Origin of the sequence: Moritella yayanosii (assembly GCF_900465055.1) — a bacterium.
In the GTDB taxonomy this organism is placed as follows: domain Bacteria; phylum Pseudomonadota; class Gammaproteobacteria; order Enterobacterales; family Moritellaceae; genus Moritella; species Moritella yayanosii.
Window position 1 is genome coordinate 2345158 of the sequence record NZ_LS483250.1, and the last position, 26246, is coordinate 2371403.

The 26246-nt window shown below is 41.5% G+C and carries 19 protein-coding genes, 3 tRNA genes and 3 rRNA genes; 8 read left to right on the forward strand and 17 right to left on the reverse strand.

All coding sequences use genetic code 11. The features are described from left to right. Positions 1–66: 66 nt before the first annotated feature. Both MORIYA_RS10840 and MORIYA_RS10845 read left to right on the forward strand, forming a co-directional pair. Positions 67–696 carry a LysE family translocator gene (locus MORIYA_RS10840; protein WP_112715119.1) on the forward strand — a complete coding sequence of 210 codons (630 nt, stop codon included), beginning with the start codon at positions 67–69 and terminating at the stop codon, positions 694–696. Between the two features lie 129 nt (positions 697–825). Continuing rightward, on the forward strand, positions 826–2259 hold the full coding sequence (locus MORIYA_RS10845) for an FAD-dependent oxidoreductase (protein WP_112715121.1): 1434 nt from the start codon (positions 826–828) through the stop codon (positions 2257–2259). An 83-nt stretch (positions 2260–2342) separates the two neighbouring features. Here MORIYA_RS10845 and MORIYA_RS10850 read toward each other — a convergent pair whose 3' ends face one another. The 13 genes from MORIYA_RS10850 to gmhB form a co-directional block, all read right to left on the reverse strand. Then, a complete protein-coding gene (locus MORIYA_RS10850; RefSeq protein ID WP_232011608.1) occupies positions 2343–4553 on the reverse strand; it encodes a TonB-dependent siderophore receptor in 2211 nt (736 codons plus the stop codon). A 109-nt stretch (positions 4554–4662) separates the two neighbouring features. Continuing rightward, positions 4663–4911, reverse strand: coding sequence for a hypothetical protein (locus MORIYA_RS10855; protein WP_197713378.1), 249 nt, complete (start codon positions 4909–4911; stop codon positions 4663–4665). A gap of 34 nt (positions 4912–4945) precedes the next feature. Continuing rightward, positions 4946–6922: a Fe(3+)-hydroxamate ABC transporter permease FhuB gene (gene fhuB, locus MORIYA_RS10860; RefSeq protein WP_112715125.1), complete on the reverse strand. Its 1977-nt coding sequence runs from the start codon at positions 6920–6922 to the stop codon at positions 4946–4948. Between the two features lies 1 nt (position 6923). Further along, positions 6924–7286, reverse strand: coding sequence for a TroA family protein (locus MORIYA_RS21060; RefSeq protein WP_197713379.1), 363 nt, complete (start codon positions 7284–7286; stop codon positions 6924–6926). A gap of 11 nt (positions 7287–7297) precedes the next feature. Then, positions 7298–7813 carry an ABC transporter substrate-binding protein gene (locus MORIYA_RS21065; RefSeq protein ID WP_197713380.1) on the reverse strand — a complete coding sequence of 172 codons (516 nt, stop codon included), beginning with the start codon at positions 7811–7813 and terminating at the stop codon, positions 7298–7300. Beyond that, positions 7813–8592, reverse strand: coding sequence for an ABC transporter ATP-binding protein (locus tag MORIYA_RS10870; RefSeq protein WP_112715127.1), 780 nt, complete (start codon positions 8590–8592; stop codon positions 7813–7815). Before MORIYA_RS10870 ends, MORIYA_RS21065 begins: the two co-directional genes overlap by 1 nt. Positions 8593–9579: 987 nt before the next feature. Further along, positions 9580–9656: transfer RNA gene (locus tag MORIYA_RS10880), tRNA-Asp, on the reverse strand. 71 nt (positions 9657–9727) lie between these two features. Next, positions 9728–9843 (reverse strand): 5S ribosomal RNA (gene rrf / locus MORIYA_RS10885). A gap of 150 nt (positions 9844–9993) precedes the next feature. Continuing rightward, positions 9994–12887, reverse strand: a 23S ribosomal RNA gene (locus MORIYA_RS10890). A gap of 219 nt (positions 12888–13106) precedes the next feature. After that, positions 13107–13182 (reverse strand) — tRNA-Ala (locus tag MORIYA_RS10895). A 24-nt stretch (positions 13183–13206) separates the two neighbouring features. Next, positions 13207–13283 (reverse strand) — tRNA-Ile (locus tag MORIYA_RS10900). Positions 13284–13360: 77 nt separating this feature from the next. Then, a 16S ribosomal RNA gene (locus MORIYA_RS10905) occupies positions 13361–14905 on the reverse strand. Together the 16S, 23S and 5S rRNA genes with 3 tRNA genes alongside form the textbook arrangement of a ribosomal RNA operon. 331 nt (positions 14906–15236) lie before the next feature. Beyond that, positions 15237–15791, reverse strand: a complete 555-nt coding sequence (gene gmhB, locus MORIYA_RS10910; RefSeq protein ID WP_112715129.1) for a D-glycero-beta-D-manno-heptose 1,7-bisphosphate 7-phosphatase — start codon at positions 15789–15791, stop codon at positions 15237–15239. Positions 15792–16055: 264 nt separating this feature from the next. Here gmhB and metN point away from each other — a divergent pair, with 264 nt between their 5' ends. The 4 genes from metN (at position 16056) to MORIYA_RS10930 (ending at position 19710) form a co-directional block, all read left to right on the forward strand. Beyond that, positions 16056–17090, forward strand: a complete 1035-nt coding sequence (metN, locus tag MORIYA_RS10915) for a methionine ABC transporter ATP-binding protein MetN (RefSeq protein WP_112715131.1) — start codon at positions 16056–16058, stop codon at positions 17088–17090. Continuing rightward, positions 17080–17736: a methionine ABC transporter permease gene (locus tag MORIYA_RS10920; RefSeq protein WP_112715133.1), complete on the forward strand. Its 657-nt coding sequence runs from the start codon at positions 17080–17082 to the stop codon at positions 17734–17736. Before metN ends, MORIYA_RS10920 begins: the two co-directional genes overlap by 11 nt. A gap of 31 nt (positions 17737–17767) precedes the next feature. Continuing rightward, a complete protein-coding gene (metQ, locus tag MORIYA_RS10925) occupies positions 17768–18574 on the forward strand; it encodes a methionine ABC transporter substrate-binding lipoprotein MetQ (RefSeq protein ID WP_112715135.1) in 807 nt (268 codons plus the stop codon). A gap of 149 nt (positions 18575–18723) precedes the next feature. After that, positions 18724–19710 carry a hypothetical protein gene (locus MORIYA_RS10930; protein ID WP_112715137.1) on the forward strand — a complete coding sequence of 329 codons (987 nt, stop codon included), beginning with the start codon at positions 18724–18726 and terminating at the stop codon, positions 19708–19710. 183 nt (positions 19711–19893) lie between these two features. Here MORIYA_RS10930 and MORIYA_RS10940 read toward each other — a convergent pair whose 3' ends face one another. Next, entirely contained in the window at positions 19894–20931 is a 1038-nt protein-coding gene (locus MORIYA_RS10940) for a transposase (RefSeq protein ID WP_112715139.1), read from the reverse strand. A gap of 245 nt (positions 20932–21176) precedes the next feature. Here MORIYA_RS10940 and MORIYA_RS10945 point away from each other — a divergent pair, with 245 nt between their 5' ends. Both MORIYA_RS10945 and MORIYA_RS10950 read left to right on the forward strand, forming a co-directional pair. Next, positions 21177–21725, forward strand: a complete 549-nt coding sequence (locus MORIYA_RS10945) for a YtfJ family protein (RefSeq protein ID WP_112715141.1) — start codon at positions 21177–21179, stop codon at positions 21723–21725. A gap of 197 nt (positions 21726–21922) precedes the next feature. After that, positions 21923–22744, forward strand: coding sequence for a TIGR03899 family protein (locus tag MORIYA_RS10950; RefSeq protein ID WP_112715143.1), 822 nt, complete (start codon positions 21923–21925; stop codon positions 22742–22744). A gap of 267 nt (positions 22745–23011) precedes the next feature. On the opposite strand, the gene cysQ is transcribed toward MORIYA_RS10950, so the two are convergent. From cysQ to MORIYA_RS10965, 3 genes are all read right to left on the reverse strand, one after another. Continuing rightward, positions 23012–23800 carry a 3'(2'),5'-bisphosphate nucleotidase CysQ gene (gene cysQ / locus MORIYA_RS10955; protein WP_112715144.1) on the reverse strand — a complete coding sequence of 263 codons (789 nt, stop codon included), beginning with the start codon at positions 23798–23800 and terminating at the stop codon, positions 23012–23014. Positions 23801–23872: 72 nt separating this feature from the next. Further along, entirely contained in the window at positions 23873–24508 is a 636-nt protein-coding gene (cysC, locus tag MORIYA_RS10960) for an adenylyl-sulfate kinase (protein ID WP_112718569.1), read from the reverse strand. Between the two features lie 7 nt (positions 24509–24515). After that, positions 24516–26246, reverse strand: coding sequence for an SLC13 family permease (locus MORIYA_RS10965; RefSeq protein ID WP_112715146.1), 1731 nt, complete (start codon positions 26244–26246; stop codon positions 24516–24518).

A 26246-nucleotide genomic window follows, 5' to 3' on the forward strand; every position in this document is an offset into this window, starting at 1 on the left:
TTCAATACAGAAAACTGCTTGAATAATGGTATTATCCAGCGCTATCCCAATAACTAAATTTACCTAATGTCAGCCATTGATTTACAACTTTTAGCGCTTTTTATCCCTACCTTTTTTTTCGTTTCGATTACACCAGGCATGTGTATGACATTGTCGATGACATTAGGCATGACGATTGGCGTAAAGCGCAGTCTTCACATGATGTGGGGTGAATTATTAGGTGTGGGCTTGGTTGCAATTTTTGCCGTCATTGGCGTGGCAACGATCATGTTGAAATATCCAAGCGTATTTTCAGCCCTTAAATACCTCGGTGGCAGCTATCTTATCTATCTTGGTATCCAGATGTGGCGTTCAAAAGGTAAACTGATCATCTCTAATAGCCCAAGTTCAGAAAGTACGATGAAGCCAATTCAATTAGCTAGCCAAGGTTTTGTGACAGCCATTGCGAATCCAAAAGGTTGGGTATTTATGATCTCGCTATTACCGCCTTTTATTAATCCCACACAAGCATTAACACCACAGTTATCAGTGCTCGTGGCTATTATTCTTATTACCGAATTCAGCTGTTTATTAATGTATGCCAGTGGTGGACAAACATTACGTCTATTTTTACAAAAAAGTAATAATGTGCGGTTATTGAATAAAATTGCCGGCTCACTGATGTTCTTTGTCGGGATCTGGTTAGCAACGGGATGAAGTTCGTGCTAATACGTAAAACTTAGCACCATTTACCAATATAAATGCACTTTAACTAAAAATAAGTTTCATTCAGGTATAAATAATTGGCATAATAAATCATCTCATTATTTATACGTTGCGAAGAAAATGACCAATAACCTAGCTTCCACTCTAAAATTCAAACGCATTGCTATTATCGGCGGTGGTATAGCAGGTAGCACGATCGCGCTGCGTTTAGCTGGGTTAGACATTAATGTCACCTTATTTGAAGAAGGTGTTAGCTTAGTTAATGGTCCGCCAGTTTGTCATTTACATGCTGGCGGTAATCTTTACCCAGACATTTCTGATGAACAATGTCTTACGCTATTAGAACAATCAATCGCCACAATGAGGGTCTACCCGCATTGCATTAATAAGCGCCCGACCGTGATAGCGATCCCTCAACGCGATGCGAGTAACATAGAAAAATTATTACCACGACTTGAATTACTCACTCAACGTTACAAAGCGTTAATTCAAGCTGATGCCAATAATAAAGTACTCGGTGAGCCTGATGATTATTATCAGATGTTTACCCGCAATGAGCTCGATCGATTAAAAAATACTTCACAGCCGTCTGAGATAACGCAATTCTCTGATTGGATGATCCCGCTTGCTAAGACACTTGATTTCGACACTGTTAAATTCCCATTATTGATGGTTCAAGAATACGGCTTAAGTTTATTCCGTATCGCCGCAAGCACAGAGCTTAGCCTGAGCGCCTCAACATCTTGCAACTTGCTGGTTAACAATAAAGTGACTAATGTCGCTTACACCGCGGATAAGACTTGGTTAATCACACATACAGAAAACGGTAGCCAAACAACAACCGAAGTTGATTATTTAATTAATGCCTGTGGTTATAGAACGGGCATTATTGATGATATGGCGGATACACCAAAAGAACGTATGGTTGAATTTAAGGCCGCTTATATTACCCATTGGCAACAAAGTGAGCGTTGGCCAGAAGTTGTCTTTCACGGTGAGCGCGGGACACCTGAAGGTATGGCACAATTAACACCTTACCCTAATGGTTATTTTCAATTACACGGAATGACAGAAGAGATCACATTATTTAAAAATGGGTTAGCTAAGAGTACCGATGACAGCGCGCAACCTAAATTAGATAACAGTTTTATCAACAAACTTGTGCGAGGTTGGGATACAGAAGAGTCTGATAGTCGAACGCAAAAAGCGATTCAGCATATAAGCCATTTTATTCCGAGCTTTAACAACGCAACTATTGCAGGAAGACCATTATTTGGTGCGCAGCAAATCCCAGGTAATGATGTATCTCTGCGCGCGTATGACGTCTCATTTGAGGGACAACAATATGCACGAGCAGAAATCGTTAAAGCATCGTCAGCACTTACCGTAGCAGATCAAATTATTCATAAACTATTTGATTACTCACATGAGCAACTCACTGAGTGCTGGAATGTCAATGCCAGCTTTACCGCGTTATCTGAAAGTGATATTGATAGACTCGCTTGTGAGATTGCAAATGATAGAAACTACCCGGTTGCACTCGCTAAAATCTGATAATTAGTAAGCGCCAAAGGTTTATTTAAAGGTAGTAAACATTACCCGCAACCTATTAGAGCTGCGGAAACTCAGAAATTTAATTACCAAGCATAGCTAAGGCTCGCAATCACATTTCTGCGATTACCATAGTAACAATTACCAGAACCACAAGTTGACACATACTCTTTATCCATGAGGTTTTTAGCTGCAACTTGGATTTTCATATTGTCAATGGTGTAACTCACCGTGGCATCCATTAATGCAAAATCAGGTACTTTTGTCGCTTCAATATTATCAGCATAAGTCTCGCCAACATAACGACCACCAACACCAATAGCTAAACCTTCTAGACTGTTACCAAAGAAACGATAATTAGCCCAGACTGAACCGAGTGTATTTGCAACTTGAGCAGGTCGATTGCCGACGTTAGCAAGATTGATATCTTTGATTATTTCAGTATCCATGAAGGTGGCGTTGGCAACTAAACTCAGACTTGAGGTGATGTTTGCAACCGCTTCAAATTCTATACCTGTATTTTCAACTTCACCAATCTGGAACAATTCTTTCGCCGCATTTCTAGCTGCCATATTCTCTTTGGTAATTTGGAATACCGCCGCATTAAATGAGCCATCGAATGATGCTGGTAAATATTTCAGACCGACTTCGAACTGCTCCCCACGTTCAGGCTTTGCCGCCTTATCGTTTTTATCCAACTGAAGAATCGGTTGGAAATATTGTGCATAACTGAAGTAAGGTGTTAAACCATTATCAAATATATAAGCGACACCCGCACTGCTCGTCCACTCTTGGTTACTAACCTCTTGTTTAGTATTTTTTGTTTCGTTGTTGATTGTCGATTTGGTATCATCAAAACGAACCCCAAGCGTGACAGCTAAGGCGTCATTAAAAATCATTTGATCTTGTAAATATCCACCCAGTTGATGCCTTTCGCTTGTTGTCGTGTCACGATCTGCATCTGTTACTGGTTGAAAAGTCGCCTCGTCTAATAAAACAACATTGTCTGTATAGCTCGGATTGTACGGATTGAATAGTGGATTATAAGTGTCAATATATATATTAGGAAATGGAGTAGGAATCTGAATAGGCGTATTCCCATCAGCGATGAGAACATTACCACCAAAGCTTTGTCCTTTTATATCAAGCCAGCGATAATCAATACCAGATAATAATGTGTGTTCTAATTTACCTGTATTAAATTTGTAAATTAAGCGATTATCTGCAGAAAAACTTTTAGATTTACCTTCTTCACTTGATAAACCTCGCACTATATTAGCTTCGGTGGGGTCAGGTAAACCTAAGTCATGTGCATAACCAAGCGAATACATCTGTTTTAAATCAATGTCTAATTGGCTATAACGTACAGACTGAGCAAACTGAACTGATTCATTAAACTTATGGCTAAATTCATAGCCCAATGCAACTTGAGTACGCTCAAACTTTTCATAACCCGGGTTACCAATAGCAACATCATCACTAATAAAGCCATTCTCGTTTTCAGTTAATGACCCTTCCATCGGTAAAAACTGCAAGTAAGGGTCTGAATCGTCTTTTTGATAACTCGCAAGTACGGTTAGATTAGTATTGTCACTAAAGTTGATACTCACTGATGGTGCAATATAGATACGCTCGGCTTCAATATTATCAACATCAGTGCCATTTTCACGCCCTAAAGCCACTAAACGCCAAGCGATATCGTCAGTAATCTCACCACCCAGATCCAGACTTAATTGCTGGCGATCATTAGTGCCATAGTCCACCGATACGAAGCCAAAACTACCACCATGTTGAGGTCGTTTACTGATCACATTAATCACACCGCCAGGAGGATTTTGTCCGTATAGTACCGATGCCGGCCCACGTAATATTTCGACACGCTCTAAGCCGAATGTGTCAGCCTGATAAGTGTAAAAACCAGCCGAGTCGAGTCTCGTACCATCTTGATACAAGCCATTATTGGCCTGATTAAAACCGCGAATAACAAACCAATCTTGCTTGTTATCTTCACCATAAAAATTGGCCTGAATACTCGGAGTATATTGCAACGCATCAGCTACACTCACTGAAGCCCTATCATCCATCTGCTCCCTTGTCACAACCGATACGGCTCTTGGCGTTTTACTTATTGGCATATCCGTTTTGGTTGCTGTCATGCTATTTTCACCAACATAACCAAAATCGGGGCCAATTGGATTACTAAATTCTGCAGTAATAACTATTTCTTGTTCCGAATTTTCATTCGTACTTGCTGATACAGAATTGACCATTAATCCCATCATTACCGCTGCTGCCAAAGACTTCTTAATAAATCTCTGGCTAACAAATGAATCCTTTCTCTGGTTTTTCAACAACATAAATACTCCAATACATATGGTTATAATAATTAACAAAAACGAAATATCTCTAATTTATTAGCTGTTCAACAATTTGCTGAGCACGGTCCAACTCTCGATCATCTAATTCAATTAATTGACCGTTATCCATTTTGATTACTCGGTCTGCAATATTGAAATAACGATCATCATGTGTAATTGCAATAATTGTCTTACCGCGCTGTTTTAATAACGGTAAGATAGTTTGATAGAAGAAATGTCTAAAACGAGGGTCTTGATCCGCCATAACTAAATGATAATCACCTTTATTTCTATTCAAGATGAAGCATAATTAAAGTACTAAATGCACGTTTTTATAAACGTCGCAGTCCCCACATAAGGTATAACCCGCCTATGATAGAAGCCATTAGACCTGCAGGTATCTCTTGTGGATAGAGTAATTGGCGGCCAAGCCAGTCCGCTAACAACATTAAGATCATACCAAACATACCAGCACTCAGAATATGCGCGCGGGCATTGTTAAAACCAAACAAGCGAGCAATATGTGGCGCCATTAAACCGACAAAACTTAATGGACCAACAACCAAGGTGGCAATCACAGTCAGCACTGCAACCAGCGTTAATAATATCAGTCGAGCACGATTAACATTGATACCTAAAGCTGCAGACTGCTCAGCACCAAGTGGTAAAACATCGAGCCATCGACTACAACTCAGCGCAGCAATAGTCAGTACGACAGCACAAACAACAATCATGACTAACGAATCCGCATCGACGTAATATGTTGATCCAGATAGCCAAGCAAGTACCTGATAACTACGAGGGTCACCTCCAGCCAAAATAAAACTTTGAACGCCATCCATTAATGCAGTTATCGCCACACCTGTAAGTAATAAACGTTCAGGCTGAAAGCCACTACGACGGTTAAGTAAAACGAGCAATCCTAAGGTCAACATAGCACCAACCAGACCGCCAAAATAAAGTCCCAGTTTAGTTGCGCCAAATCCAGAAAAAATAGCAATAATAAGGCCGAGAGCAGCACCAGAACTAATACCCATAATTTCAGGACTTGCCATCGGGTTACCACTTAAACGCTGAATTACAGTCCCAGCTACTGCAAGCATGAGTCCACCGGTAGCGGCACCAATCAGTCTTGGTATTCTCCATTCTAATAAGTCCCAATTATGCGTATCCGTTAACCAGGTCCAGCCGTCAATTTGCTGTCCAAATAAACTAAAAACAAGCAACAAAACCAATGATAAGAAAAGTAATCCCAACATATGCTTCGCTGACAAATAACTTACGCTGGTACCATTTTTTGATAATAACGTTTGTGTTTGCGATTGAGATTTGAATTGTAATCGAGGTAAAAGCCATAATAATAAGGGGGCACCTAAGATAGCTGTTGCGGCACCCGTAGGGATCAGCATAGGCAGAATCCCAGGTAATTGTTGCAATAGCAGATCCGTGACGCTTAATAATAATGCCCCCAGTATTGCAGACCATATAATACGATGAGCGAAGCTTCTCACCCCTAACAAACGCACGAATGCAGGGGCCGCAAGACCAATAAAACCGATAACACCAACGGTACTCACAACCCAAGCTGTTAATAAAACGGCGAGCGTTAAAGTGATTATTCTTAATCTAGCTAATGACATCCCCAAACTACGTGCACTTTCATCTGATAGCTCAAGTAAACTGAGTGGTCGCACAAAACAAAATGCAATAATAGTGGCCGCGAATAATCGGGGAGCTAAAAAAATCGCATCATCCCAACTACTTTGAACAAGTGAACCGGCCCCCCAGATCATCAAACCTTTAAGCTCTTCTTGATTCATTAATAACAATACGGTAGCGAAAGAGCCACAATATAGATTAACGACTAAACCAGAAACGATCACGATTGATGGCGATAATGCCCTACGCCAAGCCAGCGCAAATACCACAAGCATAGTAAATAGCCCGCCCAACGTAGCAACAGCGGACGGTGACCACAATAATAATTGCGGTGCAAATAATGTGGCGAGTAATAAAGCCAAATTCGCACCACTTGCCACTCCTAATGTTGCAGGAGAAGCTAAAGGATTACGTAAAACCTGCTGCATGAGAACACCAGCAACGGCTAAACCTGCTCCCGCTAATAATGTCGTAACAAGACGTGGCCACCAACTAAAATGCAGCAGTACACTTTGCACCGAATTAGGATTGAAGTGCCACAGGCTTTCAATGCTCTCACGCCAAGGGCCAATATTCATTAACTGCCAAGCCGATAGGAATATAACAAAACCGAGTAAGCCAGTTGTTAATCTAATAGGCGTTACAGTCATCTTATTCTCCACTATTTTTAGCAACTAAATGAGAAGACCGTGCACGCACAAATAAGTCCGCAAAACGCGTAGCCGATGATAATGCACCAAAACTCCATACCGCGGGCATTCTTAACACGGGATAGCTTGATTCTTTACTCATAAATTGCCACAACTCATTATGCTCAAGAGCAGACTCAGTGCCAATTGGAAGAGGTTCAATCACAACAATTTGAGCGTCAATACCAACAAGTTCATTAATGCCAACCAAAGAAAACCCCCATTGATTAGTTGTTCCTTGCCAAGCACTCTCAATCCCTAATTCATTTACCGCTGTTTTATATAAACTATTATCACCAAATACGCGTAGGTGATTCGCATCCATAAATTGCACCATCAGTACAGGGGGGAATCACTCGGAACTTGCTGCTTTAATGCTAATATCTCATCACGCTTTTGAAGAATAAAACGTTCAGCCTCTTTTTCAACGCCAATATTCATCGCAAGCTCTCTCGTCATACTCTCCATTGCCTGCCAATTCACATTGCCTTTTTTGTATAAACCAATTTCAGTCACTTTTGCTATTTTTTGTAATTGCGGGGTCAATACGCTGAACATTGGAGAAATTAATATTTGAGTCGGAGCCAATTCTGCGAGCAGTTCTAAATTAGGTTGGGTGCGAAGCCCTAGATCTAATACACCATTTGGTATTTTAGGTTCTTTAACCCAAGCGTTATAATCTTGTTTCTGAGCAATACCTAAAGGAGTAACACCTAAAGCAAGTAAGGTTTCGACGTGAGTCCAATCAATAGCAACAATGCGATTAGCAGATACTTTTAGGCTTCGAGACTCTTCATCTGCATAACAAGTAAAGCTAGTAATTAACGCTAATATTAAAAAAATTGATTTCATTAATTACAAACCTTAGCGCAAGGCATTGCAACTGGATAACCTACAGAATGCTGCATAACAGCCATTGGGATGCCATATATTTGCTCTAATGTTTCAGCGTCTAATAACTCATCAACAGTGCCATGTTTAAGCAGCTTCCCTGAATGCAGGGCAATAATATGATCACAGAAACGAGCTGCCATATTGATATCATGTAGAACAATAATGACACCTAGATTCAGCTCTTGGCTCAGTTTACGAATCAAGGTCAATACTTCAATTTGATGTGCGATATCGAGTGCCGATAAAGGTTCATCCAGTAAAAGGTAACGGGTGTTTTGAGCCAATAACATAGCAAGCCAAACGCGTTGACGCTCACCACCAGATAACGTATCTACCAAGCGGTCTCGATAGATCAGCGTATCTGTCAGTTCCATTGCGTTCTCAATGCAATCTTTATCTGTATCGGATAAACGGCCTAATAAACCATGCCAAGGGTAACGACCAAAACTAACAAGATCATGACCACTAAGCATATCGGTAGCAGGGAGGTGTTGTGGTAAATAAGCAATTTGACGAGCTAACTCTTTATTAGACCATTTCACTAATGGTTTTTGATCTAATGTAACAAGACCATCTGTTGCGCTTTGTTGATTTGCGAGAAGTTTAAGTAACGTTGATTTTCCAGAGCCATTATGCCCAACCAAGGCATAAACTTTACCTTGTTCGAACTCCATTGTTAAATCGGATAAAAGGTTGCGTTCGCCAACGCTAAAACTCAACCGCTTTGCTTCAAGCATGAAAGTCACTTCCTGTAACGATAGATTTTTAATATATTTAAAAAACAAAAACTATAATCTTAATGAGAATGATTGTCAATATCATATAGTTTAGTGCAATGTTTTTATCTGTAATAACAGGGTTTTATAGTTATTGTTAAAATTTATAGAGCCATTGAATATAAAAATTACACTAATTACGGACAGTCTCAATTAAAAACAAACTGAAACCTTAAAATATTATTAACTAAAAAAAGCGATTATTAAGGTGTTATCTTTTGATGACATACTATTTTTATAAACATAAAATATCATCGAAAAATATAGGCCGCTTGTCTTTTTATAAAAAGTCGAATCAACTGAATTACCGCTCCGCACAATCTGTTCGGTACTTTACCACTGAATTTCAGGCACAAAAAAAGCCTGCATCTTTCGATTCAGGCTTTCGTTGTTGTTGGCAAAGAGAAAAAGTGGACGGCTATCTATAAACCACAACCCGCGACACCCGGTGTGACAGGCCGCTTGTCTTTTTATAACAAGTCGAACCAACTGAATTACCGCTCCGCACAATCTGTTCGGTACTTTACCACTGAATTTCAGGCACAAAAAAAACCTGCATCTTTCGATTCAGGCTTTCGTTGTTGTTGGCGGAGTGGACGGGACTCGAACCCGCGACCCCCGATGTGACAGGCCGCTTGTCTTTTTATAAAAAGTCGAATCAACTGAATTACCGCTCCGCACAATCTGTTCGGTACTTTACCACTGAATTTCAGGCACAAAAAAAGCCTGCATCTTTCGATTCAGGCTTTCGTTGTTGTTGGCAAAGAGAAAAAGTGGACGGCTATCTATAAACCACAACCCGCGACACCCGGTGTGACAGGCCGCTTGTCTTTTTATAACAAGTCGAACCAACTGAATTACCGCTCCGCACAATCTGTTCGGTACTTTACCACTGAATTTCAGGCACAAAAAAAACCTGCATCTTTCGATTCAGGCTTTCGTTGTTGTTGGCGGAGTGGACGGGACTCGAACCCGCGACCCCCGGCGTGACAGGCCGGTATTCTAACCAACTGAACTACCACTCCGCACAATCTGTGCTAATGTTTCCATCAGTCTATTCTTGTTTACCCAAGACTTCGTCTTGAATAAAAATGGCGCTTGGCAATGCCCTACTCTCACATGGGGAGACCCCACACTACCATCGGCGTTATTACGTTTCACTTCTGAGTTCGGGATGGGATCAGGTGGGGCCGCAACACTATGGTCACCAAGCAAATCTGGTTTGCTTTCTATAAGAAAATTAATTTCTATTGTTAATCTGAAAAGCTATAAATAAAGAAGTCTTTAAAACCTATCTTGCGATAAATAGTGCGTTCAATCTATTCTTAAGTCAAAATTTCAATTAATCATACTTTAATTTGTATGGTTAAGCCTCACGGGTAATTAGTACAAGTTAGCTCAATGCCTCACAGCACTTACACACCTTGCCTATCAACGTTGTAGTCTCCAACGGCCCTTCAGGGAGCTTAAAGCTCCAGTGAGAACTCATCTCGAGGCCTGCTTCCCGCTTAGATGCTTTCAGCGGTTATCAGTTCCGAACTTAGCTACCGGGCAATGCCATTGGCATGACAACCCGAACACCAGTGGTTCGTCCACTCCGGTCCTCTCGTACTAGGAGCAGCTCCTCTCAATTCTCAAACGCCCACGGCAGATAGGGACCGAACTGTCTCACGACGTTCTAAACCCAGCTCGCGTACCACTTTAAATGGCGAACAGCCATACCCTTGGGACCAACTTCAGCCCCAGGATGTGATGAGCCGACATCGAGGTGCCAAACACCGCCGTCGATATGAACTCTTGGGCGGTATCAGCCTGTTATCCCCGGAGTACCTTTTATCCGTTGAGCGATGGCCCTTCCATTCAGAACCACCGGATCACTAAGACCTACTTTCGTACCTGCTCGACGTGTCTGTCTCGCAGTTAAGCTGGCTTATGCCTTTGCACTAACCACATGATGTCCAACCATGTTTAGCCAACCTTCGTGCTCCTCCGTTACTCTTTGGGAGGAGACCGCCCCAGTCAAACTACCCACCAGACACTGTCCGCAACCCCGATAAGGGGCCTACGTTAGAACATCAAACGTACAAGGGTGGTATTTCAAGGTTGACTCCACATCATCTAGCGACAATGCTTCAAAGTCTCCCACCTATCCTACACATGTAGGTTCAATGTTCAGTGCCAAGCTATAGTAAAGGTTCACGGGGTCTTTCCGTCTAGCCGCGGGTACACTGCATCTTAACAGCGATTTCAATTTCACTGAGTCTCGGGTGGAGACAGCGTGGCCATCATTACGCCATTCGTGCAGGTCGGAACTTACCCGACAAGGAATTTCGCTACCTTAGGACCGTTATAGTTACGGCCGCCGTTTACCGGGGCTTCGATCATGAGCTTCGACCTAAGTCTAACCCAATCAATTAACCTTCCGGCACCGGGCAGGCGTCACACCGTATACGTCATCTTGCGATTTTGCACAGTGCTGTGTTTTTAATAAACAGTTGCAGCCACCATTTCTCTGCGACCAACAATAGCTTACGGAGCAAGTCCTTCACCATCATTGGCGTACCTTCTCCCGAAGTTACGGTACCATTTTGCCTAGTTCCTTCACCCGAGTTCTCTCAAGCGCCTTAGTATTCTCTACCTAACCACCTGTGTCGGTTTGGGGTACGATTCTCTTATATCTGAAGCTTAGAGGTTTTTCCTGGAAGCCGGGTATCAACTACTTCATCTCCGTAGAGACTCGTCATCAGTCCTCAGCCTTAAGTGCGCCCGGATTTACCTAAGCACACAGCCTACAACCTTAAACATGGACAACCATCGCCATGCTAGCCTAACCTTCTCCGTCACCCCATCGCAATATAAGTGAGTACAGGAATATTAACCTGTTTTCCATCGACTACGCCTTTCGGCCTCGCCTTAGGAGTCGACTCACCCTGCCCCGATTAACGTTGGACAGGAACCCTTGGTCTTTCGGCGTGGAGGTTTTTCACCCCCATTATCGTTACTCATGTCAACATTCGCACTTCTGATACCTCCAGCAAGCTTCTCAACTCACCTTCGACGGCTTACAGAACGCTCCTCTACCATGCAAAGAACACGTCTTTGCATCCGTAGCTTCGGTGGTATGTTTAGCCCCGTTAAATCTTCCGCGCAGACCGACTCGACCAGTGAGCTATTACGCTTTCTTTAAAAGATGGCTGCTTCTAAGCCAACTTCCTGGCTGTCTGAGCCTTTCCACATCGTTTCCCACTTAACATACACTTTGGGACCTTAGCTGACGGTCTGGGTTGTTTCCCTTTCCACGACGGACGTTAGCACCCGCCGTGTGTCTCCCGCGATTGAACTTATTGGTATTCGGAGTTTGCAAAGGGTTGGTAAGTCGGGATGACCCCCTAGCCTTAACAGTGCTCTACCCCCAATAGTTAGACGCGAGGCGCTACCTAAATAGCTTTCGAGGAGAACCAGCTATCTCCCGGTTTGATTGGCCTTTCACCCCCAGCCACAAGTCATCCGCTAATTTTTCAACATTAGTCGGTTCGGTCCTCCAGTTGATGTTACTCAACCTTCAACCTGCCCATGGCTAGATCACCGGGTTTCGGGTCTAATCCCAGCAACTATTCGCGCAGTTAACACTCGGTTTCCCTACGGCTCCGCTATTCGCTTAACCTTGCTACTGAAATTAAGTCGTTGACCCATTATACAAAAGGTACGCAGTCACCCAACAAAGTAGGCTCCCACTGCTTGTACGTATACGGTTTCAGGTTCTATTTCACTCCCCTCACAGGGGTTCTTTTCGCCTTTCCCTCACGGTACTGGTTCACTATCGGTCAGTCAGTAGTATTTAGCCTTGGAAGATGGTCCTCCCATATTCAAACAGCATATCACGTGTGCCGTCCTACTCGATTTCACAATAAGGTCGTTTTCATGTACGGGACTATCACCCTGTATCGTGGCACTTTCCAGAGCCTTCCATTAACTTCCAAACTGCTTAAGGGCTAGACCCCGTTCGCTCGCCGCTACTAAGGGTATCTCTATTGATTTCTTTTCCTCGGGGTACTTAGATGTTTCAGTTCTCCCGGTTCGCTTCGTAACGCTATGTATTCACGTTACGATACCTTACAAAGTAAGGTGGGTTCCCCCATTCGGACATCTGTGGATCAATGCTTTTTATCAACTCCCCACAGCTTAACGCAGATTAACACGTCCTTCATCGCCTCTGACTGCCTAGGCATCCACCGTATACGCTTAGTCACTTAACCATACAATCTAAAGTCGACCGTACAATTGAAATAACTAGGTATTATCTAGTTTTTTTCGCCTCAAGAATACTCAAGAACACTCTATTGTTATTGCCAAAGCAATAACGTGTTTTAAGAACTTCTTTATTTATTCAGCTTTCCAAATTTTTAAAGAGCAATTTGCTAAAAAGCAAAGATAAACAAGCGATTGCTTAGCTTTGATTTTTAACGACTGTGATGTGGTGGAGCTATGCGGGATCGAACCGCAGACCTCCTGCGTGCAAGGCAGGCGCTCTCCCAGCTGAGCTATAGCCCCACATCATAGAGTTCGTAAGAAGATTGGTAGGACTGAGTAGATTTGAACTACCGACCTCACCCTTATCAGGGGCGCGCTCTAACCAACTGAGCTACAGTCCTATCGCATTTCTTACATGCTTTTCAACTTTCTATTCAAGCAATTTGTGTGGGCACTTACAAAAATTAACAACTTTACGTAAGGAGGTGATCCAGCCCCAGGTTCCCCTAGGGCTACCTTGTTACGACTTCACCCCAGTCATGAACCACACCGTGGTCATCGCCCTCCCGAAGGTTAAGCTAATGACTTCTGGTGCAGCCCACTCCCATGGTGTGACGGGCGGTGTGTACAAGGCCCGGGAACGTATTCACCGTGACATTCTGATTCACGATTACTAGCGATTCCGACTTCATGGGGTCGAGTTGCAGACCCCAATCCGGACTACGACGCACTTTGTGGGATTCGCTTACCATTGCTGGTTTGCAGCCCTTTGTATGCGCCATTGTAGCACGTGTGTAGCCCTACTCGTAAGGGCCATGATGACTTGACGTCGTCCCCACCTTCCTCCGGTTTATCACCGGCAGTCTCCTTAGAGTTCCCACCATTACGTGCTGGCAAATAAGGATAAGGGTTGCGCTCGTTGCGGGACTTAACCCAACATTTCACAACACGAGCTGACGACAGCCATGCAGCACCTGTCTCATAGTTCCCGAAGGCACCAATCCATCTCTGGAAAGTTCTATGGATGTCAAGAGTAGGTAAGGTTCTTCGCGTTGCATCGAATTAAACCACATGCTCCACCGCTTGTGCGGGCCCCCGTCAATTCATTTGAGTTTTAACCTTGCGGCCGTACTCCCCAGGCGGTCTACTTAATGCGTTAGCTTAAGAGCCCAGTTCTCAAGGAACCAAACTCCGAGTAGACATCGTTTACGGCGTGGACTACCGGGGTATCTAATCCCGTTTGCTACCCACGCTTTCGCATCTGAGCGTCAGTTACTTGCCAGGTGGCCGCCTTCGCCACTGGTATTCCTTCAGATCTCTACGCATTTCACCGCTACACCTGAAATTCTACCACCCTCTCAAGAACTCTAGTTTGCCAGTTCGAAATGCAGTTCCCAGGTTGAGCCCGGGGCTTTCACATCTCGCTTAACAAACCGCCTGCATGCGCTTTACGCCCAGTAATTCCGATTAACGCTCGCACCCTCCGTATTACCGCGGCTGCTGGCACGGAGTTAGCCGGTGCTTCTTCTGCGAGTAACGTCACAGTGATAACGTATTAAGTCACCACCTTTCCTCCTCGCTGAAAGTACTTTACAACCCTAAGGCCTTCTTCATACACGCGGTATGGCTGCATCAGAGTTTCCTCCATTGTGCAATATTCCCCACTGCTGCCTCCCGTAGGAGTCTGGACCGTGTCTCAGTTCCAGTGTGGCTGATCATCCTCTCAGACCAGCTAGGGATCGTCGCCTTGGTGAGCTCTTACCTCACCAACAAGCTAATCCCACTTGGGCTCATCTAGTCGCGAGAGCTTTCAAGAAGAGGCCCCCTTTCACCCGTAGGTCGTATGCGGTATTAGCAGTCGTTTCCAACTGTTGTCCCCCTCGACTAGGCAGATTCCCAAGCATTACTCACCCGTCCGCCGCTCGACGCCAGAATAGCAAGCTATTCTTCGTTTCCGCTCGACTTGCATGTGTTAAGCCTACCGCCAGCGTTCAATCTGAGCCATGATCAAACTCTTCAATTAAAAGTTTTTGACTGATCACCAAAATCATTACTGATAGTGATTATCAAGTCGGCTCAATGAATTCTGTACTTCAACAATAAAACCAAAGTTCTATTGTTTATAAAACTATCATCTTTCGATTTAAGTTTAATGTTCACAATTACATTGATATAATATTTGGTCATTATATCTCTGCAAGTGCTCACACAGATTGCTTGAATAAATTATTAAAGAGCATACTGAGCGGCTGTTGCCGTGTCAGTGGGATGCATTATAGGGAACGGGGGTTCATTGGCAAGTTCTTTTATTAAATAAAATTCAATCGCTCAAATAGTAGTCAACCTGTGCTGATTTAGCCGTTAACTATCGCTTTAGCCACAGATAATAGGTCTGTAAATACGCCATCTGCTGCTTCAGCACCTTTTTCACACAGAACCTTGCCTGTCGACACTAAGTAATTAGCTTTAAGCTGTAATTTCTGCCCTGCCTGAATGTCAGATAATTTGTCACCGACTAAATACGAGTTAGCAAAGTCAATATCAAGCTCTTTACCTGCACTATCTAACATCCCTGTATTTGGCTTACGGCATAAACAATCTTGCTTATAATCACCAATGCCTTTTCCCGGATGATGAGGACAATAATAAATACCATCCAGATCGACACCCCGATCGGCAAGTGACCAATCCATCCACTCTGTTAATGTCATGAATTCCTCTTCAGTATAATAACCCCGTGCGATACCAGATTGATTTGTTATTACAACTAATAGATAACCATGCGCCTTCAATAGTTGCATTGCTTCAATGCTGCCATCAATAAATTCAAAATCATCAATTTGTGAAACATAACCTTTATCTTTATTAATTACACCATCACGGTCTAAGAATACAGCTGCAGTTGCCACTATTTATTACCTTATTATCGATCATTCTAATTGCACATTATTTCACGTCATAAAAATTACGCAATCCATACCTTTTACATACAAACCTCAACTATTTAAACTACTTCAATAGAAATAAAATACATTATAGCCATCTAGATGTAAAAAAGGCCATTGACTTTGGGCAACTTAATAACTAGCATATGTATCCAGTTGTTACTCATAAAATAAGAATTAATATCTAATCTTATATATCGATTCTTATTTTTCGTTTTAGGCGTTGAAATGATCAAATTAACAAATGTCAATAAAATATTTGAAACTACAGACAAGCCTGTTTATGCCTTAAAAGACGTGAGTTTAAACGTCGAAAAAGGCGAAATATTCGGTGTGATTGGTTCATCCGGTGCAGGTAAAAGTACTTTAATACGTTGTGTTAATTTGCTTGAAACACCAACTTCAGGTTCAATTCAACTGGATGGCGTTGAACTAACACAGTTAAACAAAACAGAGCTATGTGCTGCCCGACGTCAGATCGGCATGATATTTCAACACTTCAATTTATTATCATCACGTACCGTATTTGATAACGTGGCACTACCACTTGAATTAGCCGGAATGGATAAAGCGAAAATACAAAACAAGATCATACCGCTACTCGAACTCGTTGGTTTAGAAACAAAACATAACGCCTACCCTGCTGAATTAAGTGGCGGTCAAAAACAGCGTGTAGCGATTGCACGCGCGTTAGCATCTGAACCTAAAGTTCTACTGTGTGATGAAGCCACATCAGCGCTTGATCCAACCACAACCAAATCAATTCTAGCGCTATTAAAAGATATTAATGCACGACTAGGCCTCACTATTCTGCTTATCACTCACGAAATGGAAGTGGTTAAAAATATCTGCCATAAAGTTGCGATTATTGATAAAGGCGAATTAATTGAACAAAACACCGTCGCGAAGTTCTTCGCCAATCCACAAACGGAATTGGCACAGCTATTTATTGAAGCAACGATAAACCTAGAAATTCCGGATGAGTATAAACAACGCTTGTCATTAAATAGAAAAGCAAACTCAATGCCATTAGTACGTTTAGGCTTTACAGGTAACAGCGTTGATACTGCGGTAATTTCAGAAGTAAGTAGAACATTAAACGTCGATGTAAATATTTTAAGTGCTGACATTGAATTCGCTGGCGGTATCAAATTTGGCTATATGTTAGCTGAACTGATAGGCGATAAAGAAAATACTATCGCAGCAAAGGCTTTTTTCCAACAACACGCAATTAATGTAGAGGTTATAGGTTATGTCGACTGAGCAAATGATTAATTTATTTTTTAACGCCACCCTCGAAACATTAGCCATGGTTGGTATTGCAGCGGCAATTGCATGTTTACTTGGTATGCCAACCGGGATCTTGCTACATGTAACAAAAACGAACGGTATTTTAGCAAATAAAAATTTAAATAATGCATTAAGTGTCATTGTTAATGTCGGTCGTTCAGTACCTTTCATTATTCTACTTGTGGCCATTATTCCATTTACACGCTTGATTGTCGGTTCGTCAATTGGCACAGGCGCAATGATAGTGCCATTAACCGTCGCATCAATCCCTTTCATTGCACGATTAATCGAAGGCGCATTATTGGATGTACCAGCAGGTCTGATCGAAGCGGCACAGACAATGGGCGCTACACCACTACAGATTATAATGAAAGTGTTAATCCCAGAGGCCATGCCAGGGATCATCAATAGCATCACCATCACGTTAGTAACACTGGTAAACTACTCAGCAATGGCAGGGACAGTTGGGGGCGGCGGTCTCGGCGATGTTGGTATTCAACATGGTTACATTGGCTTTAACCCGACAATTATTCTAATTACCGTTATCTTACTGGTGATCATCGTACAGATTATTCAATCCGTCGGTGAACGCTTAATCAGTAAAGTCGACCACAGATAATAAACTATAACAACTCAAGGAAATAATAATCATGGAATTTTCACTAAAGAAATTAGTATCAGTTACAGCAATTGCATCAAGTGTGCTATTAAGTGCATGTAGTGGCGACCAAGACTCAACAGTATTAAAAGTGGGTGCAATGGCAGGCCCAGAAGCAGAAGTAATTGAAATTGCAAAAAGAATTGCTAAAGAGAAATACGACCTAGATATTGAGATTGTTACATTTACAGATTACGTAACACCAAACCGTGCACTAGAAGAAGGCAGTATTGATGTAAATGCTTTCCAGCATAAACCTTATCTAGATGCGCAAATCGAACAACGTGGTTATGATATTACAGCCGTAGCAAATACATTTGTTTATCCAATTGCAGCATACTCAACATCAATCAAACACGTTGACGAACTAAAAGAAGGTGATAAAATTGCAATACCAAATGATCCAACCAACTTAGGCCGTTCATTATTACTACTTGAACAGCAAGGTATCATTGCACTTAAAGCGGGTGTTGGTATTAAAGCGACAGAATTAGATATTACTGCAAATCCATTTGGTGTTGAGATTATAAAATTAGAAGCGGCTTTATTAGCACGTAACTTACAAGACGTAACACTTGCTATAATCAACACCACATTCGCAACAAAGATTGGTTTATCACCAACTAAAGACGGTATATTCGTTGAAGACAAAGAATCTCCATACGTAAACTTGATTGTTGCACGTAATGACAACAAAGATTCTGAACAAGTAAAACAGTTCATCGCTGCATTCCAAACTCAAGAAGTCTATGACGAAGCAAATAAACTGTTCAACAATGCCATTGTAAAAGGCTGGTAATCAGTTACTTACTCGCATATGAGTTCGAATAATAGTTAAAATAATAATGATAAGGTGTGGTTGCTAACAAAAATTATTTTGTATTTTTTTTGATATCAATCACATTTTCTACCAAGCTTAATGAATCGCTATCATCAGAGATTCATTAAATGGCCCACTCTTTTTTGAACAAAGCATCTTTGTGGCCTTCTTTAACCACAAGCATAATGCTTTTTCTGTCTGTACCTGTAATGGCCTCTCGGTCTGGTGACACCGATGAACGCAACAAACTTTCCTCTGCCAAGCAAATAAGCTTACCTAATAGTGAAGTGAACTCATTTTCAATTAATTGGCAATGGACCGATCACGAAGGTAAAAACTTAAATGTAAAATCATTCTTTGATACTGATGTCGTCGAAACCTCGTTACGAGACAGCTATAAGCTTTCGTTTTCATTAAGCCATCCAATGAAAGCAATTCATACCTATTTAACTCCCCGACTTGAATTTGCGATTGAACGTATTAATTTTTACACTCCAGATGATCAAGATAAAATAACAGACATAAGATACGCATTTACAAATAAAGACGAGAGTAATGCATCACAGTTGTTTTGGCAGGCGTATAACCAATATCAAAATGATGCATTTTATCATCTCAAAATAACCCCTTGTGTACATCCAAAGAATAAAGAGCTACCTTGTGTGAGGCCTAATTACTCTCAACTATTTTATGAATATAGAGCATATCTAAAAGATATCGCGACACAGTTAGCTAAACAGCAATCACTCAGTACGGCAGTAAATAATGCACGACATTGGGTCTACGCTATCCCAGATAGAGAAGAACATAACAACAGTTTCTTCTCGCCGATTAGCGTGTTAAAAACTAATAAAGCAGACAGTGATGAAAAAGCGTTGCTATTAGCGACATTAATTAGTCAGCTCGCACCTGAGTATGAGCTATTCATGCTGTATCCATCAACTAGTATCGGCAGTGTATCTCCAGTATGGTTAACCATCGATAGTAAAAGTGGCGTAGAAGGCCAAACGATAATGATCAATCAAAATCAATATACAGTAATATCTGGCTCAAAAGTAAAGTTAGATAAAATGCTTTCTTCAAACACAACATTTATTAGCGAATCATTATATTGACCACATATTTACGTTTACTACCACATTGTCCCTGTCTCTTGATCAGATCTCACAACACCTTACCGGCGGCTAACATTTCTTTCGCTAACCGATAGCCTGACACTTAAGCTTGTAATGTATCCCTGCCTTCCCAAATCGTCGACCAACTTGCCATACCGGTTCTTTTGCTATCCGTAAAACCACCTAATTTAGCAAGGATTTATAAGCCCATTTCATATCGGGCGCGGTTTTTCCGTCATGACCTCTGACTTTATAATGTTGCTGTAATATCTTCCATTCATCTTGCTCAAATACCGTATCACAACGTTGATTTTCTATGCCTACCGCTTCATCGATAAGCCCTTTTTTTCGTAGGTAGAGCGGTAAGGTCATTACTTCTCTAAGTTGAAGCAATCTAATACCAATGAAAGCTAAAATTGATACTGCCCGCTCTAAGTTTTTTGGCTCTGTCATGCGCTGACGCTCTGCTCCTGCCCCGGTTTTCCACGCTTTATGGAAATCTTCTATTCGCCATCTCGCAGCATAAATATCAATGATATGTAGTGCTTGTTCCAATGTGTCTATGGGTTCGCTGGTCAATAATACCCAGCGTAATGCGTCACTCTTTCCAGTGGCATTGGTTTCTTCGGCGTAAACGACATGGATTGAACCTGCTGCCGTTTTCGCTTTGAGGGTGATTTTTGCCACTTTAACCGTTAACCGAGCGGTTCTTGCTATTCGATTAACTCGTTTACCTTTACTGTTTTTGATGCCTTTTTGTGGAATATTGGCATAAGGTATTCGAACAAAGCGTTCATTATGCAGCTGTTTATCTTGAAGATAACTCAGGATATCGGCTTCACGATCACAGACAGATATCATATTAGCCATCGTTTCACCTAACCGTTGACGACAAAAATATGAAGCGTCGGGCCATTTACCGCTCTCTTTTTCGTCAGCGTCATTAATATTATCTGGCCGACACCACCAATCTTGATGGATAAGACCTAATGTTCTTGTGCTATGGCTGTCAAGTAACATCACGGAGTGTACCCTCCAACCACGAGATTTATCGGTTGTTTTACCCAATTTACCTAGGTCTTCTGCCACCTGATGCTTATAGCTTAACGATGTTGTATCTTCGAGAGCCAGAATTTCAGGGATATCCTTAACTAAAGAAGCCGTATGTTCGAATCCTGCGACTCTAATCATCTCTGGAGAAACATTTTCATTACGTATCAATCTATAATTTCCAAGGCATGATCTGGCGATAGATTTACCGCTGATACCTGTTATTGACGTTAACAGATCAGATCATGGTTTTCCAAAAAGGTTCAATATTTGTGACTAAGAGACAGACATTGTCCTGATCAATAGAATAAGATATAAACATCATACAATTCGATACAAATCATGACTTAAATCCAGCACAACTCTCGAATTGAAACGGTTTAATACCCATTTTCATATTTAAAAGGATACTTATAATGAAAAAAATACTGACGGCTATCGCCCTCTCACTCACTTCTTTGGTCGCTTTAAGTCATAGCCTAACAGTGGGTGAAAATTTACCCCAAGTAACAATTACAGACAAAGGTTTTGTCGATTTAGTGGACGGTGATTTCGAATACCGCCAGTGGACTTCAGCTGAATTACAAAATAAAATTATTTTAATTCAACACATTGCAGGGAGATCGTCTGCAAAAGAACTCAATGAACCTATGATTGACGCTATTATTGCCGCCGATTTTCCGTTTGAAAAATATAATACTGCGACATTAGTAAATTTAGACGAATCTATCTGGGGGACAGGCGCGATAGTGGCTAGTCAGGTAAAAAATAACAAGGAAGAGTTTCCTGATGCTATTTTTGTACTCGATAGTGACGGTGATATGCGTAAAACCTGGGCATTAACCGAAAAAAGCTCGGCGATCATTTTATTAGACCAGGCCGGTAAGATCTTATATGTCAAAGATGGTGAAATGAACCCTACAGAAATCGATACCGTTATCGGCATTATCAATGCGAATATATAAACGTCACCATGGAGCGATGGACGAGTCGACGCTAATTATGCTTACAACGCTCGTCCAAATAATTTATTTGTATAAACCATCATAAAAATATTCCTCACTATCTATCAATTTTAAACACCAAAACAATACTTTTATTGTCATATCAGGTATAAATAAAGCTTATATTCACGCCCTCTTAATACGCCGTTAGGTTTACTATGTCCGTTACTGATACCAATATAAATAAAATTGAATCGAATATTTTAAACAGTATTCAACAACTACGTCAAGTTGCCAAAGATAGAGGCATCGATGGCATGTTAACGGTAAATAAGCATACGACATTTGAACACAGGGCAATTCAGCGTGTTAATCAAGAGCAGATCAAACAGCAGAAAAACTTAGAAAGTATTGTTGTGCGAGCCAATAATTTTTGTGATGACGTCACCAGTGAAAATATTGACCCCGATTGGCTCAGCGCTTTCATGTCGATGGCAAAAGACATCTCGGGGCCACATATGCAAACATTATGGGGGAAAATATTTGCATTAGAATTAAGCCATGCCGGTAGTTTCTCAGTAAAATCATTGCGCACACTCAATCAAATGACCCAACGTGAAGCGCAAATGTTTCAGGTTGCCTGTAACTTAAGTGTACAAATCGGTCTCGACACTAACCGTAAGATTGTGCTTAATTGCCAAAATAACAATAAAAGTTTCTTATTGTTTAATAAACCGCAATTTAAATCGATTAATTTAGGCCGGCACAAACTACCTTACAATAGCTTTTTAACCTTGTCGGAATTGGGATTAATTCATCATAATGAATTAGAAATGGTGAATCTTCCTCTCGATAAAGACTTACCGATAAGCTACGGGGAAGAAAAGTTAACAGTCAAAGTAAAAAACCGTTCATCACGCATGAAATATTATCGCTTTACCAATATTGGTGATGAACTGGCTAAACTCATTCCGCATGAGAATAACCCGGAATATTTTGCTGAGCTAACTAGCCATTTACATAATGCATTTAATTTTTAAGCTTATACCCAAGTTACTTCAAAATGCTGTATCAGAGACTAGCAGGGATAACAGAACAAGGCACAATATGTAGATAATGGCTATTCCATTTTCAAATATTGTAACGCTGTGCTGTAATTCCTGCTTGCCTCCCGCAGGGCAAAACGAATGAAGGTATCTTCGGCGTTATGAAGTCTTGATTTAGAATAACTAAATCCTCAACTTAATGCCTTGAATATCCTCTTCTTTCGGTTTGCTGATTGTGCATTTCGAAGTAGCTTGGGTATATCATTTCGCTACCACAAAGAACGGATTTAGCACTGACTCTTGGTGATTATACAATAAAGGTGAACCATCAAGCTGTACTACTTTGGCTCCAGCAGCACAGGCAACCGCATGTCCAGCGCCGGTATCCCACCAACAAGTTGGGCCTAAGCGTGGATAACAATGTGCACTCCCTTCGGCAATCAAACAAAACTTCAATGAACTACCAACCGGAATAATATCTGTTTCTTTATAACGTGCTAAATACAATGCCATTTCAGGACTGGCATGAGAACGCGAACCGACCACTTTAACGACGTCATCAGCAGGAATAGCTAATGCAGCCAACTTAACGGTTTCACCGCCATGCAATAAAAAAGCACCGTCAGTATTAGTATAATAAAGCTTATCTAATACCGGTGCATAGACGACACCTAATATTGGCTGTTGGTTATGGATCAAGGCGATATTAACGGTAAATTCACCGTTACGTTTAATAAACTCTTTAGTACCATCTAAGGGGTCAACAAGCCAAAATGTTTGCCATTGCTTTCTTTCATCCCAAGGGATGCTTGCACCTTCTTCCGACAAAATGGGAATATCCGGGGTAATAGTACGTAACCTGGCAACAATGATGTCATTAGCTGCAATATCAGCTTCTGTCACTGGTGAGTTATCATTTTTGGTATCAACCTTAAAATCGCGCTGATAAATCGTTAATATCTCTTGTCCTGCTGCAACAGCGATATCATTAACCTGACTGACTAAATGATCGATTGAACTCTCTATTGAACTCTCTATTGAACTCTCCATTTATTCGCTACGACTCCCTTACTTACAAACTATTTTTATGACAAAGTTCTTAATATCACGCTTACAAAACAGTTACTTAATATGACCTTGCTGTGAAAGATAAGTCATGATCAGTTGAACTGAGGTTGAAACTGGGTTATTGCCATTATCTAGATACAATTCAGGTTTAGTTGGCGCTTCATAAACAGCATCAATACCGGTAAAGTTCTTGATTTCACCTGCTCGTGCTTTCTTATAAAGCCCTTTAGGATCACGCTGTTCACAAATCGCCAGATCCGCATCAACATGTATTTCGATAAACTCACTGTCACCCAATAATGCACGAACGAGTTCACGCTCTTGACGGTGTGGAGAAATAAAGGCAGTTAATACAATAACACCGGCATCAACCATTAACTTTGCTACTTCTCCCACTCTGCGAATATTTTCTTTACGATCATCATCGCTGAAACCCAGATCACCACATAAGCCAAAACGGACATTATCGCCGTCTAACAAATAGGTATGATAACCCGCTTGGTGTAATTCATTTTCTAATGCACCCGCCACTGTCGACTTACCAGAGCCACTTAACCCCGTAAACCATAATACGCAAGGTTGCTGTTGTTTGTTCGCTGCTCTTGCGGCTTTATTTACAGTATGTTGATGCCACACGATATTTTCAGTTGCTGTTGTATCAGCATCATTTTCATTGGTAATTGTTGTCATTACACGCTCACAGATAAAATGGGAATACATATGGGATCATTACTAATACCGCAGAGGAATACGCAATCGATGTCGGAACACCGAGTTTAAGATAGTCTGATAGCGCATAATTACCGGCACTATAAACCATTAAATTGGTTTGATAACCGTAAGGCGAAATAAAGCTGGCACTGGCGCCAAAGATAACCGCCATAATGAAAGGTAATTCACTCACCCCGTAACTTTGTGCCAAACTAAATGCAATGGGGAATGCCAAGGCCGCAGCGGCATTATTGGTGATTAATTCACTTAATAATAATGTTGCAAAATAAGTCGCAATAAATGCGGCTAATACCCCCCAACCATTCAAAGCCTGTATTAAAGAGTCTGCTAATAAGTCTGAAACACCACTGGTTTGTAGCATACTCGATAATGCCAATGCACTGCCAACCACAATCCAAAGATCAATCGGCAAACGTCTACGGATCTCTTGCAAGGATAAAGTACCACTCATGCACAACAGCAATACGAATATTACTAAGCCTTTTAATAACGGTAATGTGCCCGTTAGTGCTAAAGCAATCGTCCCTACAAAACCTGCTAACACACCAAGACTACGATGACCACTTAGCCGTGTTGCCGCATCTAAACCACTGACAACAACAAAATCACGACTCAGATCTTTGCTGTTTTTAAACTCAGCACCAGGCGCTAATAATAAAGTATCACCGGCCCGTAAACGCACATTGCCTAAACCGCCACGTAAGGGAGTATGCCCGCGACGAATAGCCACAACCACTGAATCGAAGAGCTCTCTAAATTTACTTTCCTTTAAGGTTAAGCCGTTTAATTTGGAGGAATGGCTGACGATCACCTCCACAAGGTGCTGTCCATTAAGCTCTCCTTGGCCAAATAATTTCAATCCTTTAATATCTTGCAGTACACCGACTGAATCAACGTCACCACAAAACAGCAGCTGATCGTTAGCTTGCAATACTTCTTCTGGACAGACAGGACAAATAACCTCACCATCACGTAATATTTCCGCTAAATACAGCTGCTTCAATGCACGTAAATTATTTTCAGTAATGGTTTTTCCAACCAGTTCTGAATTGGGTTTTACATGCGCTTCTAAAAAGTAGACTAATTCTTCGGTGTCATCTTGGGTGTGATCGGGTAATCGATGGCTCATGGTAATAAGCACAACCATACCTGCACAAAAACCCGCTAAACCAATAATAGAGAATTGAAAAAATCCTAATGGAGGCAGACCGGCATCAACCACAAAACCATTCACAATCAGATTAGTCGAAGTGCCAATCAAGGTCAGAGTGCCGCCAAAAATAGCCGCATAGGAAAGCGGAATAAGGAGCTTAGTCGGCGCATGGGTATTATTGCGTTTGACAGCACCAATCAATGAGGCAACGACCGCGGTATTATTGGTAAAAGAAGACAGTAAGGCTGTCGATACGCCTAGTTTAGCAATCACCACAGTAAACCGGCCGTGAGAAAGCTGCCGACCGACCCAGCTGATTAATCGCGTTTTTTCAATGGTAATCGAAATAAGTAATAATAAAATTAATGTGATAAGAGAAGGATTGGTAAATCCAGCCATGACTTGCGGCATTTCAATAACGCCAGACAGATAAGCTAAAATTACCATCCCACCAAATAAACTCGACGGTCTAAACTTACCTGAGATCAGCAAACCAATAAAGATCACTAGTGAGATTAAAATGCTTCCCTGTATCACATTCAT

Coding starts and splice junctions, on each gene's coding strand:
- MORIYA_RS21060 (WP_197713379.1), bottom strand. CDS start 7,286: ATGGATGCGAATCACCTACGCGTATTTGGTGATAATAGTTTATATAAA.
- cysQ (WP_112715144.1), bottom strand. CDS start 23,800: ATGGAGAGTTCAATAGAGAGTTCAATAGAGAGTTCAATCGATCATTTA.
- MORIYA_RS10920 (WP_112715133.1), top strand. CDS start 17,080: ATGTCGACTGAGCAAATGATTAATTTATTTTTTAACGCCACCCTCGAA.
- MORIYA_RS10950 (WP_112715143.1), top strand. CDS start 21,923: ATGTCCGTTACTGATACCAATATAAATAAAATTGAATCGAATATTTTA.
- MORIYA_RS21065 (WP_197713380.1), bottom strand. CDS start 7,813: ATGAAATCAATTTTTTTAATATTAGCGTTAATTACTAGCTTTACTTGT.
- metN (WP_112715131.1), top strand. CDS start 16,056: ATGATCAAATTAACAAATGTCAATAAAATATTTGAAACTACAGACAAG.
- MORIYA_RS10845 (WP_112715121.1), top strand. CDS start 826: ATGACCAATAACCTAGCTTCCACTCTAAAATTCAAACGCATTGCTATT.
- MORIYA_RS10870 (WP_112715127.1), bottom strand. CDS start 8,592: ATGCTTGAAGCAAAGCGGTTGAGTTTTAGCGTTGGCGAACGCAACCTT.
- MORIYA_RS10965 (WP_112715146.1), bottom strand. CDS start 26,246: ATGAATGTGATACAGGGAAGCATTTTAATCTCACTAGTGATCTTTATT.
- metQ (WP_112715135.1), top strand. CDS start 17,768: ATGGAATTTTCACTAAAGAAATTAGTATCAGTTACAGCAATTGCATCA.
- fhuB (WP_112715125.1), bottom strand. CDS start 6,922: ATGACTGTAACGCCTATTAGATTAACAACTGGCTTACTCGGTTTTGTT.
- MORIYA_RS10930 (WP_112715137.1), top strand. CDS start 18,724: ATGGCCCACTCTTTTTTGAACAAAGCATCTTTGTGGCCTTCTTTAACC.
- cysC (WP_112718569.1), bottom strand. CDS start 24,508: ATGACAACAATTACCAATGAAAATGATGCTGATACAACAGCAACTGAA.
- MORIYA_RS10945 (WP_112715141.1), top strand. CDS start 21,177: ATGAAAAAAATACTGACGGCTATCGCCCTCTCACTCACTTCTTTGGTC.
- MORIYA_RS10840 (WP_112715119.1), top strand. CDS start 67: ATGTCAGCCATTGATTTACAACTTTTAGCGCTTTTTATCCCTACCTTT.